This window comes from Microseira wollei NIES-4236 (assembly GCF_020521235.1).
GTDB lineage: Bacteria > Cyanobacteriota > Cyanobacteriia > Cyanobacteriales > Aerosakkonemataceae > Microseira > Microseira wollei.
Genome location: NZ_BLAY01000037.1, coordinates 1 through 17,758, shown reverse-complemented (window position 1 = coordinate 17,758; position 17,758 = coordinate 1). Strand labels below are relative to the sequence as shown.

The window sequence follows — 17,758 nt, the reverse complement described above, 5'->3', positions numbered from 1 at the left end:
TATCGTTTCCTTAGGCATCGGAATTACGACCTGTAGGGGCTTTTCTGGCAATTAGCAAGCTGGCAAGCGAGCAATTACCCAGAAAGTCCGATCATTCCGATGCCTAAGGATTTGATATCAAAACCCATAAGATTGACTTGTATTGACAGGGCTACAAGTTAACTCATCCATAGCGGCTAATGGCTAATGGTTCAAAGGGGAAAAATCATATCTTAGGGATTGGCAATTAGCGCCTTATTCTTGAATTACGCCCGTATCGACAAAGCGCCCACCAGAACCGCCGAATACTTCATCGCCGCCAGTCCAATTAAAGTCGCTGATTCGCAAGTTAATCGAACCTTGTTCCCGATCCGGGTTGAAACGGATGATAATACCGTAGGTGCGGCGACTGTATTCCAAAAAGTAATCGGTGCTGAAACGTTCCCCCGTATCTAAATTAATCCCAGTTTGAAACCCAACTCGAAACGGCCCATAAAGTTGCTGGGTGATACCAAAAGAAAGCACTCTAGTATCGACAACCCGGTCGAAAAAGAAGGGAGATAAACCATCTTTCAAAACTTGGGTGTAGCCGAGATTAAACCCGGTATAGTCGAGAAAAGGTCGGGAGAAATGACCGAATTGTCCTTGCAAGGCGATACTACCGCTGAGGGTTTGTTGGGTATCGCCGCTGGTGTATAAACTCGTCGTACCCCGCACAGAAGGAACTACGCGCAGGAAAGGTACGACGGGAACTGGAGTGTATCTCAAACCCTGAGATGCTGTCGCTGGTAAAGGTCGCCCGCGCCAAAGCAAGGTAGGACGCGCAAGTTCGGCGCTAGCTTGGAAACGAGCTAAGACGATGCGGTCATCTTGGGGATTGGGGTTCAAGGGGTCAAAATCGAGCAAATCTAGGCGATCGCTTTCGGCATTTATATACTGTGCGCTACCTTGATAAGTCAGGTTAACACCCGTTCTCCCCAAGGGAATAACGGGGGAAGTAATCACAGCTCCCAAACTGCTGCGGACGGTTTGGAATCCTAAAGAACCGTTAAATAGACGATTGCGGTAACTATATTCCAGGGTAAGCGTGTGGGGTAAACGAGTACCGATAATCTGACTCGCCGCCAACCTCGCTCTCAGTCTATCTGGCAATTCGTTTAAAAAGAAAGTCGGCGTCACCGCAGAAGCTTCAACTCTGGTGCGTGGACTGACGTTAGCATTAAACCGCATTCTAAAACCCCAAGAGTTTGGGTTAAAAACGTTACCGCTTTGTCGCGCGATCGCTCGCTGGACTAAAAACTGCGGCGTGATGCTCAGTTGCACCTGTGGGGTCGCAATTATGTCAAAAGTCCGCTCCGCATAAACACCACCTCTTTCCCTCGCATCGTAGCGAATTTGCACTATGGGTGCTTCCCTTGGGGTGCGGTCGATTACTATCCGCCGTCGGAAAGTGGGGATGGAAAAACCTTGATCGAAAAAGATGCGGGAGTTGGTGAGGACTATTTCGTCCCGTAGGGGTGAAAGCTGGGTAAATACGGCGCGATCTGCGCGCAATTCCAATTCTGGCGGCGAAAACGGATCGTTGGTCAGGCGCACGTTGGTCGCAGTCCAGCCTCTGGGGTAAAATTCAATCTGCTCGGCTTCAAACCGCACGCGATTGATTTGACCCAGGTTGGAGAGTCCCCCCCTACCGAGTTCGACGGTGACCCCGCCTGGGTTGGTAATTTGTTGGGGTGGTTGATTTTCGATTAAGCGATCGCTCAATGGTCGATCCGGGGTGGGGATAGTAAATCCACCCGTCCCCGTTTCAAAGGTTAAATCCGTCCCCGAAGTTGGTGAAAATACTATCCCCCTGGCGTTCTGAATCGTACCGCTATTTTGAATAAAGTTATAAACAAAGCGCGAGCCGCGAAATACCTGCTGTCCCCGCGTCAACGACGCATTGCCTTCTGCGATCGCTATAAAATTAAGTAAATTTCCTTGCACCCGATTGGCATCGAGTATCCCCCCCTGAAACCGCATCACCACATTACCAACCGCGGTAAATATCTGTCGCCTTTCGTCAAATTCCTGCCGGTCGGCTGTAACTTCTATTACACCCGCCGAAGTTGAAACCGTCGCTGGCTGCTGTTGTTGCTGCGTTGGCGATGCTTGGGTAGTCGCCCTTGTGGGAGCCGGAACCGGCGACATATGCTCCCCTGGCAAAACTTCTATCTGGGGAGTTTCTGGCACCTGTTGCGCCTGCACAACGCTCCCATCGCCAGTATTTGCCAGTTGGATCAAGCGATTTAACAGCCACCCATCCTGGGTGTCATCGCTTCCCTTCCAAGCAGGTATTTCTGCGGATTTGTATTTACTTTTAGGTTCTGATTCTAACTCAGTACTTACGCCGGAAAGATAGCCCCCCTGCTCCTGGGCCCCTCCAGGCTGAGTCAGGGGTGTAAGATCGGCAGTTGTAGTGGAAATATCGGTAGCTAGTTGAGCAGGGTCACTCGCCGCGTCTCCCCCTCTCCGCGTCAGAGCGTCTTCTGGATCTACTTCCGCCAGCGATATTAACTGCGAGTCCGCTGCTTCTGAAATGCCAACGCTCAAGGGTAAACCCAAGTCTGACGCACTCCAAGAGCGGGTTTGCCAGTCATTTTTGCCAGCGATGTGCCCAGAGGCGTGCGTACGCACAATTAAAGATTCGCCAGCAGCATGAGGCAAATGCTGGTATCGTAGTGGCTGAATAATTGCTGGCGGTTGAGGGGGCGTAACGTAGGGCATCTTTTAGTACACCGAAGCGAACAAACAACCCATACGCAAGACCTCAACCGCATTTAAGACTGTAGGGGCGAGGTATCCCCCGCCCAGACTGCCTGAGGTATCGTTAAATCGTTGTCTATTCCAAATCGCGACGCTTGGGGTTGCGGGCGGGGTCATTAGACAAGAACCCGAAGATGAACAGCAAAACAAAGAACGAAACAACGACATAGACAGTGGTTTTGAGTGCGATCATACGGTATCTCCGTGACGTGTGAAAAGCTCAGCAGTTCCGTCGTTTAGACAAGTCAGCTTTATATGATACCGAAATATTGCCAAATTTTTTCCGCAGAATTGGGCATCGGGCATCCCCATCTATCCCCCTACTGGTCAAATCATGCCTGATTCTGCCCTATTCTGTTTTATTTTATACAAAAATTGCCCTAATTTCTGGTACTGATCCGGATACTTAAGTAGAAACGCGGAGCAAACGATGGCATACACGGAAAATTTAATGAAAGTTTCCGTAAAATCCCTAAGAAGGTAGATGCGGTTTACCCTAGCAGGGTTAAAATACAAAAAACTACTTAGGTAAAACATTGATCCAAATCACAACCAACCAACAAGCAGCCTCACGGAACGAGGCGATTCGCGTCACTCAAGCTCTAAGCAAAAGAGTTCATACTAAATTTATCAATTCAGTAAAATTGCGGATATGCTATGGACTGGGTAGGTGACGGCTGTTTGATCAACCCTGATAGATGGGTGGAGTGTTCGGAAACAGAGCAAGAGAGCTTTTTCGAACGCAAAATGCACATGGAACGTACCAATCCCAAACCGCAAATCGAGCAAATGGACGCCATACCCGCTAAAACCATCGTTTTACCAACTTTAGCGGCAACTGAGGCGAATAGTTGCTTTTCAGAACTGGGTTTGGACTCGACGCTGCAAGAGTTAAACCTTTACGAAGTTTGCATCGAGTCCGACCGTCCAACTAATGAAGTGACAAAGATTTTAAACGAAAATCCTTTACTTCCGGGCGTCATCATCACCAGCGAAGGCGAGTACGTCGGGATGATTTCGCGGCGGCGCACTTTTGAATATCTCAGTCGTCCCTACAGCTTGGAATTATTTGCCAAACGACCATTGAAGGTACTTTATGGCTTGGCTAAAACGGAAATTTTAACCTTGTCCAGCGATACTGAGATTGTGGCAGCAGCAAGGCAGTCTTTGCAACGCCAACCCGAACTGATCTACGAACCTATTGTGGTGCAAGACCCCCATGGAGTCTACTCCCTGTTGGACGTGCATCAGTTACTGTTAGCACAGTGCCAAATTCAAGATGCTGTTGCGGTTGCACTCAGACAAGCAGAAGCCAAATATCGCAACATTTTTGAAAATGGGATTGATGGCATTTTCCAAACTACACCCGACGGCAGCTTTAAAAGTGCTAATCCCGCAATGGCACAGATTTTGGGCTATAAATCGCCAGCGGAACTGATAAACAATTGTACCGATATTGCACGGCAAGTTTATATTAACCAGAATCGGCGAGCAGAATTCATTGCCGCGATGCAAGAATACGGTTCTGTATCCGCGTTTGAATCGCCAGTTTATCGCCTGGATGGTAGCGTTATTTGGATTAGAGAAAACGCCCGTGCCGTGCGAGACGAGAGCGGGAATTTACTTTACTATGAAGGCACCGTAGAAGACATCACCGAGAAAAAACAGGCTGAAGAAGCACTGCGCCAAAGGGAAGCGCAATTGAGCCAAAAAACAACTGAATTAGAAACAGCTTTACGCGAATTACAACAAACTCAAGCCCAGCTAATTCAATCTGAAAAAATGTCTTCAATAGGGCAAATGGTTGCAGGGGTTGCCCACGAAATTAATAACCCGATTAACTGCGTTGCTAGCAATCTTCCCCACGCGGAACAATATATACAAGACTTGTTAAAATTGGTGCAGCTTTATGCCCAACACTATCCAGATCCGCTAGAGGATGAAAAAACAGCCATAGACTTAGAATTTATCATCGAAGATTTACCTAAAATTTTATCGGCAATGCAGCAGGGTTCAGATCGCATCCGCGAAATTGCCCGCAGCTTACGAAACTTCTCCCGCTTGGATGAAGCGCAAATGAAACCAGCCAACATCCACGACGGAATCGAAAGCACCCTGCTGATTTTGCACCATCGATTGAAACCCAAACCAGAATTTCCGGGAATTCAGATCGTTAAAGAATACGGCAACCTACCACTTGTAGAATGCTATGCCGGACAACTAAACCAAGTTTTTATGAATTTAATCGGCAATGGCATAGATGCTATAGAAGAGGTAATAGGTAATGGCATTCCCAGGCAGATCCAGGGAACGAAAGGTAATGAAAACGAAACCACCAATTCCCCATTACCAATTCCCAATTACCAATTACCCACTATTCGCATTTCCACAGAAGTTATTAACTCTGATTGGGTGAGAATCCGCATATCCGATAACGGAGTGGGGATGACGGCAGAAGTACAAGAACAGCTTTTTAACCCTTTCTTTACCACAAAATCTACAGGCAAAGGCACTGGCTTGGGTTTGTCAATTAGTTACCAAATTGTTGTGGAAAAACACAAGGGTCATTTAAAATGCATCTCCGCACCCGGAAAAGGGTCAGAATTCATCATTGAGATTCCTATCTTCCAGAAGGATTAGCCCAGAATCTATCAATAGGTGAATGCGACTGTGCCAGAGAATTTTCTATGCTTCTGAAGCTAGTAGCAGACGCGGCTTATACTTGCAAAAGATAATCTTTCTCGCGCTGCTAAAATCATCTGCGGGGATTTGCTTTCGATGCAAACATTGGGCGTGTTTGGTATAACACAGGGTCTGGAGGTTGACATGAACGTAGACATCTTGGCGCGGCAAATGGAAGCACTCAACTTGCGATTGAACAAGCTTTACCAAGGTGCCAACGCATCGCCTTCTCCTCCCATAGAGCATCTACTACCCGTCGCTTTCAAGGAACTGGGTATTGTTTCGGAAGAATTACAGGTTGCTGTAGAAGAGTTGTGCCAGCAAAGTCACTGACCCCCGAATAGAATTCGGGGGCTTGTAAGAGGAGAACTGACCAATCTCTTAATACAAGACCTTGCCCAGTGTCTAGCCATTAATACTGAACTATCTGGGTGTGGTAGCCCAAAACACGTTACTGGATGCCTCCCTAGTCTGTAACCTCTGTGGTAGTCAGTGGCGAAGGGACATATAAACCTAGCAATAGGACTTATCGTAAATGTTTGTTCCAGTTGTAGACAGTAATAATCGCCCTCTGATGCCGACAACCCCTGCAAGGGCTAAGCGTTGGATAAAGTCAGGCAAGGCTACCCCATTCTTTAAAAAAGGAGTTTTCTGTGTTCGACTCAACCTAGAGCCATCTAATCGTAACTGTCAACCGATAGCTGTTGGGGTTGACCCAGGAAGCAAGCGTGAGGGGTTTACAGTTAAATCCAAGTCACATACTTACCTAAACATTCAAACTTACGCGGTTGATTGGGTCAAAGACCATGTGGAAACACGTCGTAATATGCGACGCGCTAGAAGATTTCGCAAAACACCATGTCGCCAAAACCGCAGAAATCGACTTGTGAATAAACAAAAATTACCACCATCCACTAAAGCTAGATGGCAGTGGAAGTTGCGTATTTGCAAGTGGCTAACATTAATGTTCCCGATTAGCACTTTTGTGGTTGAGGATATCAAAGCAAAAACATGGAAAGGTGCTTTAAAGTGGAATGTAATGTTTTCTCCCCTAGAAGTCGGCAAACAGTGGTTCTATTCAGAATTACGTCAAATTGCCAAACTAGAAACTCGTGCAGGAAGCGAGACTTATACTGAACGTCAAATTTTGGGGCTAAAAAAATCCAAGAATAAACTATCTAATAAGTTTGATGCTCATTGCGTTGACTCTTGGGTTTTGGCTAATTGGTACGTTGGCGGTCATGCTACCCCTGACAACACATTGCTAGTTGAGATTGTTCCTAAGCGAGCTTCATCGTCGTCAACTTCATCGACTACAACATCAAGCTGGACATATCAGACCTCGCTACGGTGGGACAATCAGTGCTGGTTTTAAGCGGGCTTCTGTTGTCTTTCATCCTAAACATGGCTTTTGCTACGTCGGTGGTTGGCAGGAATCCCCAACTAAAAAAGACCCTGAAAGAAAGACAATTTCGCTTCACGCGCTAAAAACTGGTAAGCGATTGTGTCAAAATGCTTTGCCCAAAGATTGTAAATTTCTAGCCTACAACTCGTGGCGCATTGCAAACGGCTAATAAATTAGCCGAATGCCCGTGTTCCGACCTGGTCTGAAAGACGCAAAGGTGACACACTTCCCGGAGATTTTTAGATGAGGAACTCGCAGTCATACAAGTCCAGTTACAAGCAGAACGCCAGCGCTACCAGGATCTGTTTCAATTGGCTCCGGAAGCTTGCATAGTAACCGACGCCAGCGGTAAAATCCGGGAAGCTAACCGCGCCGCCGTCGAGTTGCTCAATATCTCCGACGAGCATTTAATCGGCAAACCGCTGGTTGTGTTCGTGGCATCGGAAGAGCGTTGGCAGTTTCGCAACGAACCGAACCGGAAACGTGCTGGCGATCGCATCCAAGACTGGAAAGTCCACCTGCAACCCCGTGGGGGGGAGCCGTTTGAGGCAATGCTAACAGTTTCTGTAGTGCGCGATGGGGAAGGTAGACCAACTTCCCGGCGCTGGATGCTGCGTCAGACCGGCACAAGAGAGCCAATTCAAATCGCGCACCAAACAAATAACGACGCCAAAAGCCTTGACTCGGCGATGCAGGTTTATGCTAAAGGAGAAATTATCCCCCTCAATCCCCAAAGTATTTGGCAAGTTGATCAAGGCTTAGTCAAGCTAACAACTATCTGCCAAACTGGTGAAGAGGTGCTGGTAGGATTGCTAGGGGATCAAATGTTGTTTGGAGCGAGTTTAACTGCTCTAAAAACTTACCAAGCAACAGCTATGTCCAAGCAAGTTAAGTTAGTAGAAATTTCCCTGGCAGAGATAGCAAGCAACCCCAATCTAGCTCAAACTTTTTTCGAGCAAATTAATCGGCGGCTCAAGCAAACCGAATTGCTTTTAGCCATTTTTGCCAAGCGGCGCGTGCCAGACCGCTTGCAGCATCTATTGCTACTTTTGCAACAGGAAATTGGCGAATTCCACAGCGAAGGAACTCGTCTAAAAGTGCGCCTGACTCACGAAGATTTTGCCAACGCCTGCTCTACCACCAGGGTGACGATGACAAGGTTGCTGCTGAGGTTACAACAAGAAGGGAAGATTGCGTTTGACTGCGATCGCCACCTGATTTTAAAATACGGCTGCTTTTAACCGAACTATTGAGTTTAATCTAATCTTCCATTGAGATCTTGCACTATTAGCCAACCGAGGCAAAGCCTGGATCATCTCGTTTCCAGGCTTTGCCTGGAAGATCGAACTATATTTTAATATTTATATCATGTCCAATAGCAACGGTTGTGTAACTGCTAATAGCTAATCGCTAATGGCTGCTCTGGAGGCAATTGACAAGCTTGCAATTAGCAAGCGAGCAATTAGCAATTAGCCATCCATACACTACCGATACCACCGGACATGATATTATGTATAAAATATCAACTATATAAAAAAAAATAATCGTTTTAAAGATATGTTATAAAAAGTTTATAAAGAGTGAAGAAGATGTAAAATCAAACTCACAGGATACGATCGCAAGTCCACTAGCGTCGGTATTGTAAGGCAGCGTTATCAGTCAGGGGTGAAGAGTTGCACTCGATCGCCTCAGGCTCAAATCGACGCAACCTTGTGCAATAGACACTTTTAACATCAGGGGCATTTCGGAGAGAACGCAGTAGTAAATAGAACTGAGTAGGTGAGCAATGGCAACCCATACGGCAAAAATTCCCAGCAGCATTCGAAAGGAATTGCAAGCAAAGCAGAATCGGTTTTTTACCCTTTCGTTGGATATGTTTTTCATCTTGGGTTTTGACGGCTACCTAAAGCAAGTAAACCCGATGTGCGAAAAAATACTCGCGTTAACCTCAGCAGAATTACTGGCGCAACCATTACTAGAATTGGTTCATCCCGAAGACCGCGAGTCTACTGTCGCTAAACTGGAAAAATTGGCGACCAGCACCGAAACCGTGACGTTTGAAAACCGCTGCCGTTGCCAAGATGGGTCGTATAAATGGTTGCTGTGGAACGCTGCGCCCTGCCAAGATGATAAATTAATTTATGCCGCCGCTCGCGACATTACCGAGCGCAAACAGGCAGAAGAGGCGCTCAAAGAAAGTGAAGAACGCTTTCGCTTGTTAATTGATCGAGTAAAAGATTATGCGATTTACATGCTCGACCCCGATGGACGGGTTGTGAGTTGGAACCAAGGCGCAGAAAGAATCAACGGGTATCCCACAGAAGAGGCGATCGGTAAGCATGTTTCCTGCTTTCATCCCCCCGCAGAAGTAGAAAGCGGTAGACCCGAAGAAGTATTGCAAATTGCAGCGCAAGTAGGTGGGTACGAATACGAGTCTTTGCGCTTGCGTAAAGATGGGTCGCAGTTTTGGGCGAATGTGGATGTAACGGCGTTAAGAGACGAAAACGGACAGTTGCGGGGTTATGCAACGGTAACGCGGGATATTACCGAACGCAAGCAAGCAAGCGAAGCGCTGGAACAAGCGTATCGCGAGTTAGAAAAACGGGTGGAGGAGAGGACTTTTGAGTTAAAAACTGCCAATGAAATGCTGGTACAAGAAATTAGCGATCGCCAGCGCACCGAAGTAGCGTTGCGCCAATCTAAAGCACGCTTAAAAGAACAAGCTCAACAGTTAGAGGACGCACTTTACCAACTGCATCGCACCCAAGCACAACTGATTCAAACTGAAAAAATGTCGAGTTTGGGACAATTGGTAGCGGGTGTAGCTCACGAAATTAACAATCCCGTCAGTTTTATTTACGGCAATTTAGACCATGCGAGTCATTATATCCGCGACTTGTTGCACTTAATTAGCCTTTATCGCAGACACTATTCCAACCCCCCAATCGAGATTCAAAATTCAGCAGAAGCGATGGATCTCGATTTTGTCATGGAAGATATGCCCAAACTATTATCTTCGATGAAATTGGGAGCAGACCGCATCCGCCAAATTGTTTTATCCCTGCGAAACTTTGCGCGTCACGACGAATCGGAAATGAAGCGGGTTGATATTCATGAAGGGTTAGATAGCACGATCAAATTACTGCAAAACCGTCTCAAGGGAAGCGATGGACAAGCAGGAATTCAAGTTATTCAAGCTTACGGCGATCTGCCTCCCGTAGAATGCTACGCTGGATTGCTCAATCAAGTATTTATGAATCTCCTGGTCAACGCCATCGATGCTTTGGAAAATCATCCAGACCCCATTATCACGATTCGCACCGAACTGGCGATGCGCGATTTCCCGATGACCTACAGCTGTTCTATCATACAAACCGACCAATCTTTTATTCCCAATCCTTATATAATCATTCGGATTGCCGATAATGGTCCCGGTATGCCGGAAGCAGTCTGTCGCCGGTTATTTGACCCGTTTTTTACGACGAAACCTTTAGGCAAGAATAAAGGACTTGGTTTGTCTATTAGCTACCAAATTGTGGTTGAAAAACACGGCGGTCAATTGCGGTGCGTTTCCTCTCCCGGTGCAGGTACCGAGTTTATTATTGAGATACCCGTTCAGCAAACTGTTCAGTGGCAATCTTTCCAGAACCCCCTCCCTGAAAATTCCACCTTTTTCTCACCATCAGCATCTAGACCTGGGATATTCTAATGGCTAATTGCTAATTGCTAATTGCTAATTGCTAATTGCTAATGGCTAATTTCTCTTGGTCTATATTCAGGGGTAAACCATCTTGAAAAACCAGTAATTCTCCTGGTTTAATCGGCGTCCAGACTTCGTTGTCAGTCAGGGGAGTGGTGGCGATGATAGCGACGCGATCGCTCTCCGTTGTCAATTCGCAAAAGTCTACCGTTATATCTTCGTCAATTAAATGGGCAGCTGCAAACGGCGCTTGCCTTACAATGTAGGTGAGATGGGTTGAACAGTGGGCAAAAAAGTGTTCTCCATCCGAAAGTAAATAGTTAAATACCCCTTTTTCTGACAAAGCGTCGCTGATGTCTTTTAATACTGCGTACAATTTTTCTATCGGGGGTTTACCTTGGGGAAATTGTTCGCGTAAAGTGTTCAGCATCAAGCAGAAAGCTTTTTCGCTATCGGTTTGACCCACTGCTTGATAAAAATTTCCGGTTTTCGGATGTAAATCTAGCAAATTTCCATTGTGAGCAAATACCCAATACCTTCCCCACAACTCCCGCCGGAAAGGATGACAATTTTCTAAGGCAATTTTACCTTGAGTTGCTTTGCGGATATGAGCGATCGCGTGGGTAGAGTGGATCGGATAGCGCCGCACCAACTCGGCAATCGGAGAAACAACTGAAGGTTTATTATCTAAAAAAATGCGGCATCCCAATCCTTCAAAAAAAGCAATTCCCCACCCATCGCGATGTTCGTCTGTCTTTCCTCCCCGCGAACAAAAACCTTCAAAAGAAAAGCAAATATCCGTTGGCACGTTGCAATTCATTCCCAGCAGTTGGCACATGATATTTCATGGGTAATCGGTAATTGGTAATTGGTAATAATAAAAACTATCTCAGTGCCGTGACATAAATTTCCTTCTGTATAGATTTACGTGTCAAGCTCTACTTTAGCTAACTTTATCTTCACGGCTGAACTTTATTTCAGGGCATACTTTTGCCCGGACTCTAATCAATCTTATCTTTTATACTTATCATATGCTATTGTGGTTACCCCGGAATGGATTTTTATATTTATTTTAAAATTATATGTTATTAACGCAAGTTGCTAGTTATAAACAAGGTAGTTGCCAGCTTGCTAATGGCTAATTGCTAATATAGGATTTTTACCAATCGAGTCATTAGCGATTAGCCATTAGCTGCTATGCATGAGATAACTAGCAACTTGAGTTATTACTTGTTAACTAATGACTAATTATAAAACCTTGCGCGCACGCGGTCAACTGCAATCTCATCTAAGAACATCCATCCCCATTCGGGTTTTAATGCGGGTCGCTTGTGGGGTGTAACGATTATCATTGATTCGGCAATTAGACTCAACTGGTAAGCTAATAGGGGGAGACGGGAAGAATTTACCAAATGCATGGCGAAACTGCAAACGATGAGACTGTAGGAGCGATCGCTTATAATTCCAGCAGCAATATCCTCAAAAGTGTAAGTTTCTGCGACTTGACCCGTGCGGTTAAAATAAGCATTGCCAGTGTAAGGATCGATGCCATCAATATTAGAACATCCCAAACTTTTCAAGGCTAACGTAACCTCACCGCTACCACAAGCCAAGTCTAATACTTTGTTAAAATCCAGCGACCATTTAGCACTAGCTAATTCTAGCACTTGCCTAATAACAGACTCGTGAGGGTTTCTATATTCATCGCCTAATTTTTCATAGAAACCTTTGACGCTGTGTTGCTCGTATTCATTCCGGATAGCTTTAGGTTCCGGTTTAATGGTTACTTGAACTTTGCGTTTTTTATTCATAGGGTGGGGCAGGTTTAGTTATTTGTAAAACCCGCCCATACAATACAAAATATACTATTGCTTACGGATGAGCTGTCGGCGGATGTAAAACCTCAAGCAGAGCATCTGCTAAGATTACAGCTTCTTTTGCCCGTTCGTGAGGACTTGCAGAAGCGCTAGTTGCTTGTAAAGCTAGTGCTGCGATATATTCTCTTTTTGTTAGCCCTTTTTCGAGCATTGAAGGTTCTACAGGATGGGCGGCACGTTCTGCTTGACTGGTCATTTTTTTGACTTCCTTTTTAAGAATAAACAATCCAAAAATTATCTAAATAACTCAATTTGCTAGTTATAAACTTGGGTATTGCTAATTGCTAATTGCTAATTGCTAATTGCTAATATAACATTTTTCTTGGTATTAGCCATTAGCCATTAGCCATTAGCCATTAGCCATTAGCCATTAGCCATTAGCCATTAGCCATTAGCCATTAGCCATTAACCATTAGCCATTAGCCATTAGCCATTAGCCATTAGCCATTAACCATTAGCCATTAGCCATTAACCATTAGCCATTAGCCATTAACCATTAGCCATTAGCCATTAACCATTAGCCATTAGCCATTAACCATTAGCCATTAACCATTAGCCATTAGCCATTAGCCATTAGCAGAGAGATAACTACTGACATACCCATTTCCAAAGCGGATGACTCGATCCTTGCTGGCGAATGCGGCGGACTTGTTGTTCTAGACGCTTTTGTTCTGCGTGGGACATTCCCCACAGAATATTGCGACTTTGCCAAATTAAAACAGCAGTTGTCATGCCGATACATAAAGCAAGACCGAGGGTTGGTAGTCTATTGTAGGCTAAGCCGTAACGCAGGGCGGCCCAAGTAAAGTGTTGCCGCCATAATGCAATTTCTGCACGCAAACCCCACAGACTCAAACAACCAATGCTCAACCAAAGCAGCGCGACCATTAACCATCTGGCATAGATTGTCAGCTGGTGTAGCTTTCGCACTTGATGTTTAAAATGGGGGTCGTTTACAGCAGCAAAAATCGACGATGAAGTATCAATTGATTTTGATTTTTCCCCGTCGTTGCTGTTTTTAAATTTATCGTCTCGACGCCTCGCCATCGACACCTGCCTTTTGCCTGTTAGACTTCATCAGAAGGTTTGGGTTCTGAGGTAGAAATGGCAATCGATTCACCGTTCCTTTCTCGCCACCAAGCTAGTAAAGTACTGGCGATAAAAATACTCGAATAAGCACCTGTGGTGAAGCCAATAATTAAGGCGAGGGCGAAATATTTGAGGGTTTCTCCGCCAAATAGAAAGATGCTGAACAAAGTTAGCAGTACGGTTAAGGTAGTATTGATCGAGCGCGTCAAGGTTTGATTGACTGCATCATCTACAATCTCTCCGATCGCGCGATCTGGATTTAGCTTCAACGTCTCCCGCACGCGGTCGTAAATTACCACGGTATCGTTAACCGAGAACCCGATAATTGTCAGCAACGCGACGATAAATAAACTATCGACTTCAACCCCCAATACTAAGCCCAAAAACGAGAAAATCCCTACGGTTAGCCAAACATCGTGGAACAAAGCAACGATCGCAAAAAAGGCGTAGTCGAACTTGAACCGCATACTGAGATAAACGGTAATCCCAGCAAAGGAAATCAGCAAGGCTAATAAACCGCCTGTAAGTAACTGCTGCCCAATTGTAGGGCCAACGGTATCGATTTGAGTCTTTGTGACATCGAAAGTGCCGATTTTTTCTTGCAATGCGGCTTGCAGCTTGGTACGCTGCTCCACATCTATATATTTTGTTCGCAGGGAAAGCGCTTGCTTGTCTTGTCCGGCGACTTGGATGCTATTGTTGCTTAAACCTTGCTCATCCAAAACTTGCCGTACTAGGGCGGGGTCAATTGGTTGAGTGCAATTGTTGGGGATAGAACAATCCCGTGCGAATTGTAAGCGCGTACCGCCGATGAAATCCACACCCGGACGCAGGGGTGCGCCAATTTGCTGCCAGGAAATCAGCATCGCGACGAGTCCGCTGAATAGAATAGCGGCAGAAAGAATCCACCAAAGCGATCGTTGTTGATTAACTGCTAACTTCATTACTTAACCACCTCAAGCTTCGGCGCATACAAATGGGGTTTCCGCAGTTGGGGAATGCCGATTGCCAACATCAACAACGTCCGACTGCAAGTAATTGCCGTAAACATACTCACTCCCACGCCAATTGCTAGCGTCAGGGCAAACCCTTTTACCAACCCCGTCCCCAACCAAAACAACGCCCCACAGGCGATCCAAGTTGTGACGTTACTATCCAAAATACTGGAAAAGGCGCGATAAAAACCCGACTCGACGGCGCGATATAAACTTTTACCTGCCTGTAATTCTTCCCGCGTCCGTTCAAAAATCAGCACGTTGGCATCCACCGCCATGCCGATACTGAGGATAAACCCGGCAATTCCGGGTAGGGTTAAGGTAACCGGAACGATGGCGTAGACCGCCAAGTTCAGGATCGTATAGATAATCAGGGAGATGTTAGCAATAATTCCGGGTAGCCTGTAGTAGACCCCCATAAACACCAAGACTAAAATCAGACCGCCAATCCCGGCGTAGATACTGCGCTGGACGCTATCCCGTCCCAAAGTTGCACCGACTGTGCGGTTTTCTACCACTTCTACAGGAAAAGGTAGCGCCCCGCCTTTCAACTGAACTGCCAGTTCAAACGCTTGTTTAGAAGTAAAGCGCCCTTCAATGCGCGCCCTGCCGCCGGTAATGCCTGTCTGGGCAAATTCTTCGCCTACGATGGGGCTGCTAATCAGTTTATTGTCTAGAAAAATACCGATACTGCGCTTGGTTCCGGCGAGGTTTTTGGTGAGTTGGGCGAATAAGTCTGCCCCAGTTTGATCGAATTCAAACGCCACATTCCAATTATCAGTTCCTGTCGTGGCGGGTTCTGGGAAGGCATTGATTAGGTTTTTGCCGGTGAGTCCGCTGGGTTCAAACAGTTGCTGGGTTAGGAGGGCGATTTGCTGTTCTTTTTGTTGAATTGCGGCTTTATTGGCAGCGATTGCCGCAGCATTCCCAGCTTTTTCCAATTCTGCTTGCTTTTGGCGCAACTGTTGCAGTTCTATCTGTCTGACCTGTTGTTGCGCGCCAATTTCCGGTTTGTTTGCTTCCTGGCGGAATTCCAGCTGCGCCGTCCCGCCTAAAATGCGCTCAGCTTCGGCGGGGTCTTTGGTTCCCGGTAATTGTACCGATAGTTGATTATTCCCGACTTTTTGCACTACTGCTTCCGATACGCCCAAACCGTTGACTCGGTTTTCAATTACTTTTTGCAGGGCGTCCAGTTCTTCTGGTGTAATTTGTTTGCCTTGTTCAGACTGCTTGACCTGCAAAGTAATTTCCGATCCGCCTTGCAAGTCTAAACCCAACTTAAGGGGAAATTGAGCGATCGCTACAAAAGACGCAATCAGCAAAACCAAAATCAGAACCAACAAGGAACGCTGTTTTCCCATACAACAACCCGCCGCGACAAATGATATGATATATCGTTTTGTGCGCGATCGCGTCATTCCCCAGGCAGGGTATATCGGGGGCAGAGGAACAATATTACACTTGACCCATGCCCCTAGTGCCGCTAAACCCGCAGCGCTACCATTTTTTGTACGGCTTCGACAATTTGCTCTGGTTGTACGATCGTCAGGCGTTCTAACATGCCGTTGTATGGCGTGGGGATATCTTGGGAAGATAGGCGCAACACGGGGGCGTCGAGTTCGTCGAATAAGCGATCGGTAATCGAAGCACTTAATTCTGCTGCAATCCCGCCGGATTTCATGCATTCTTCTACAATAATCGCCCGGTGGGTTTTGCGAATCGAATCGCCGATGGTTTCCATATCCAAAGGTTTGAGCGAGATTAAGTCAATCACCTCTGGGTCAAACCCTTCTTTTTCTAAAGTTTTCACCGCCTGCATCACGTGGTGGCGCATCCGCGAGTAGGTAAGGATGGTAACATCTTTCCCTTTTCGCACGACTTCTGCTTTATCTAAAGGCAGCAGGTACTCTTTTTCTGGCAGGTTTTCTTTTAGGTTATAAAGCAGGACATGTTCAAAGAACAGAACCGGGTTATCGTCGCGAATCGCCGATTTTAATAGCCCTTTGGCATTGTAAGGCGTGGAACAGGCGACAATTTTGATGCCGGGAACCGCTTGGAAATAAGCTTCTAGGCGTTGCGAGTGTTCTGCACCCAACTGGCGTCCAACGCCACCGGGACCGCGAATCACCATCGGAATTTTGAAATTACCGCCGGAAGTATAGCGCAGCATCCCGGCATTATTGGAAATTTGGTTAAATGCCAGCAGTAAAAAGCCCATATTCATGCCTTCTACAATCGGGCGCAATCCAGTCATTGCCGCACCTACTGCCATCCCCGTAAAGCTATTTTCGGCGATCGGCGTGTCTAATAGCCGCAGTTCGCCGTATTTCTTGTAGAGATCTTTTGTCACTTTGTAGGAACCGCCGTAGTGTCCCACGTCTTCACCAAGGACGAATACGGAAGGATCGCGTGCCATTTCTTCATCAATAGCTTCGCGCAATGCATTGAAAAAAAGAGTTTCTGCCATCGGACGGGTTGAAGGAATTTTTAGGGTCAGACTGCGATTTTAACCTGTTGCCGAGTTGCGTTCAAATCTCAATTTGACATCGAATCAGCAGGGGCACGGCAGGGAAACATTCTGCCCCAGTCCAGATGGGACATCTGCCGTGCCCCTACAGCATTTGGGTGGTTCACCAGTGGTTCGCCAGTAGGGGCACGGCAGGGAAAATTTCTGCCCCTGTCCAGATGCGACATCTGCCCTGCCCCTACAGCATTTGGGTGGTTCACCAGCAGGGAAAATTTCTGCCCCAGTCCAGATGGGACATCTGCCCTGCCCCTACAGCATTTGGGTGGTTCACCAGTGGTTCGCCAGTAGGGGCACGGCAGGGAAACATTCTGCCCCAGTCCAGATGGGACACCTGCCGTGCCCTTACAGCATTTGGGTGGTTCACCAGTAGGGGCACGGCAGGGAAAATTTCTGCCCCAGTCCAGATGGGACATCTGCCGTGCCCCTACAGCATTTGGGTGGTTCACCAGCAGGGAAAATTTCTGCCCCAGTCCAGATGCGACATCTGCCCTGCCCCTACAGCATTTGGGTGGTTCACCAGTGGTTCGCCAGTAGGGGCACGGCAGGGAAAATTTCTGCCCCAGTCCAGATGCGACATCTGCCGTGCCCCTACAGCATTTGGGTGGTTCACCAGCAGGGAAAATTTCTGCCCCAGTCCAGATGCGACATCTGCCCTGCCCCTACAGCATTTGGGTGGTTCACCAGTGGTTCGCCAGTAGG

At 46.7% G+C, this 17,758-nt stretch carries 16 protein-coding genes; 5 read left to right on the top strand and 11 right to left on the bottom strand.

Annotation, left to right across the window (positions count from 1 at the left end; genetic code table 11):
• Window positions 1–234 precede the first annotated feature (234 nt).
• Window positions 235–2,745, bottom strand: coding sequence for a DUF3769 domain-containing protein (locus tag MiSe_RS14040; RefSeq protein ID WP_226580345.1), 2,511 nt, complete (start codon window positions 2,743–2,745; stop codon window positions 235–237).
• 115 nt (window positions 2,746–2,860) lie between these two features.
• Window positions 2,861–2,977, bottom strand: a complete 117-nt coding sequence (locus MiSe_RS14035; RefSeq protein ID WP_226580343.1) for a photosystem II reaction center protein I — start codon at window positions 2,975–2,977, stop codon at window positions 2,861–2,863.
• Window positions 2,978–3,441: 464 nt separating this feature from the next.
• Between MiSe_RS14035 and MiSe_RS14030 the strand changes: the two genes are divergently transcribed.
• From MiSe_RS14030 to MiSe_RS14010, 5 genes are all read left to right on the top strand, one after another.
• Window positions 3,442–5,424, top strand: coding sequence for an ATP-binding protein (locus tag MiSe_RS14030; protein ID WP_226580340.1), 1,983 nt, complete (start codon window positions 3,442–3,444; stop codon window positions 5,422–5,424).
• A 186-nt stretch (window positions 5,425–5,610) separates the two neighbouring features.
• Window positions 5,611–5,799 carry a hypothetical protein gene (locus tag MiSe_RS14025; RefSeq protein ID WP_226580336.1) on the top strand — a complete coding sequence of 63 codons (189 nt, stop codon included), beginning with the start codon at window positions 5,611–5,613 and terminating at the stop codon, window positions 5,797–5,799.
• 202 nt (window positions 5,800–6,001) lie between these two features.
• Complete coding sequence (locus tag MiSe_RS14020; RefSeq protein WP_226580333.1) at window positions 6,002–6,841, top strand: RRXRR domain-containing protein; 840 nt, start codon at window positions 6,002–6,004, stop codon at window positions 6,839–6,841.
• A 290-nt stretch (window positions 6,842–7,131) separates the two neighbouring features.
• Entirely contained in the window at window positions 7,132–8,112 is a 981-nt protein-coding gene (locus MiSe_RS14015) for a PAS domain-containing protein (RefSeq protein ID WP_226580456.1), read from the top strand.
• 545 nt (window positions 8,113–8,657) lie between these two features.
• Window positions 8,658–10,580 (top strand): PAS domain-containing sensor histidine kinase, encoded by a 1,923-nt coding sequence (locus tag MiSe_RS14010; protein WP_226580330.1) that lies wholly within the window; start codon window positions 8,658–8,660, stop codon window positions 10,578–10,580.
• Between the two features lie 31 nt (window positions 10,581–10,611).
• On the opposite strand, the gene MiSe_RS14005 is transcribed toward MiSe_RS14010, so the two are convergent.
• From MiSe_RS14005 to MiSe_RS13965, 9 genes are all read right to left on the bottom strand, one after another.
• The gene (locus tag MiSe_RS14005) at window positions 10,612–11,409 is read right to left on the bottom strand and encodes a class II glutamine amidotransferase (RefSeq protein ID WP_226580327.1); all 798 of its coding nucleotides are present in this window, start codon (window positions 11,407–11,409) and stop codon (window positions 10,612–10,614) included.
• 406 nt (window positions 11,410–11,815) lie between these two features.
• On the bottom strand, window positions 11,816–12,382 hold the full coding sequence (locus tag MiSe_RS14000; protein WP_226580324.1) for a class I SAM-dependent methyltransferase: 567 nt from the start codon (window positions 12,380–12,382) through the stop codon (window positions 11,816–11,818).
• Between the two features lie 61 nt (window positions 12,383–12,443).
• A complete protein-coding gene (locus tag MiSe_RS13995) occupies window positions 12,444–12,644 on the bottom strand; it encodes a hypothetical protein (protein WP_226580320.1) in 201 nt (66 codons plus the stop codon).
• A 392-nt stretch (window positions 12,645–13,036) separates the two neighbouring features.
• Complete coding sequence (locus MiSe_RS13990; RefSeq protein ID WP_307731409.1) at window positions 13,037–13,495, bottom strand: hypothetical protein; 459 nt, start codon at window positions 13,493–13,495, stop codon at window positions 13,037–13,039.
• A 20-nt stretch (window positions 13,496–13,515) separates the two neighbouring features.
• Window positions 13,516–14,481, bottom strand: coding sequence for a protein translocase subunit SecF (gene secF, locus MiSe_RS13985; protein WP_226580317.1), 966 nt, complete (start codon window positions 14,479–14,481; stop codon window positions 13,516–13,518).
• Entirely contained in the window at window positions 14,481–15,893 is a 1,413-nt protein-coding gene (gene secD, locus MiSe_RS13980; protein WP_226580313.1) for a protein translocase subunit SecD, read from the bottom strand. Before secD ends, secF begins: the two co-directional genes overlap by 1 nt.
• Before the next feature lie 122 nt (window positions 15,894–16,015).
• Window positions 16,016–16,999 (bottom strand): alpha-ketoacid dehydrogenase subunit beta, encoded by a 984-nt coding sequence (locus tag MiSe_RS13975; protein WP_226580310.1) that lies wholly within the window; start codon window positions 16,997–16,999, stop codon window positions 16,016–16,018.
• Window positions 17,000–17,067: 68 nt separating this feature from the next.
• Window positions 17,068–17,505, bottom strand: a complete 438-nt coding sequence (locus tag MiSe_RS13970; protein ID WP_226580306.1) for a hypothetical protein — start codon at window positions 17,503–17,505, stop codon at window positions 17,068–17,070.
• Window positions 17,502–17,758: hypothetical protein (locus MiSe_RS13965; RefSeq protein WP_226580303.1), on the bottom strand; the 257-nt coding region annotated here is incomplete at its 5' end. The genes MiSe_RS13965 and MiSe_RS13970, both read right to left, overlap by 4 nt.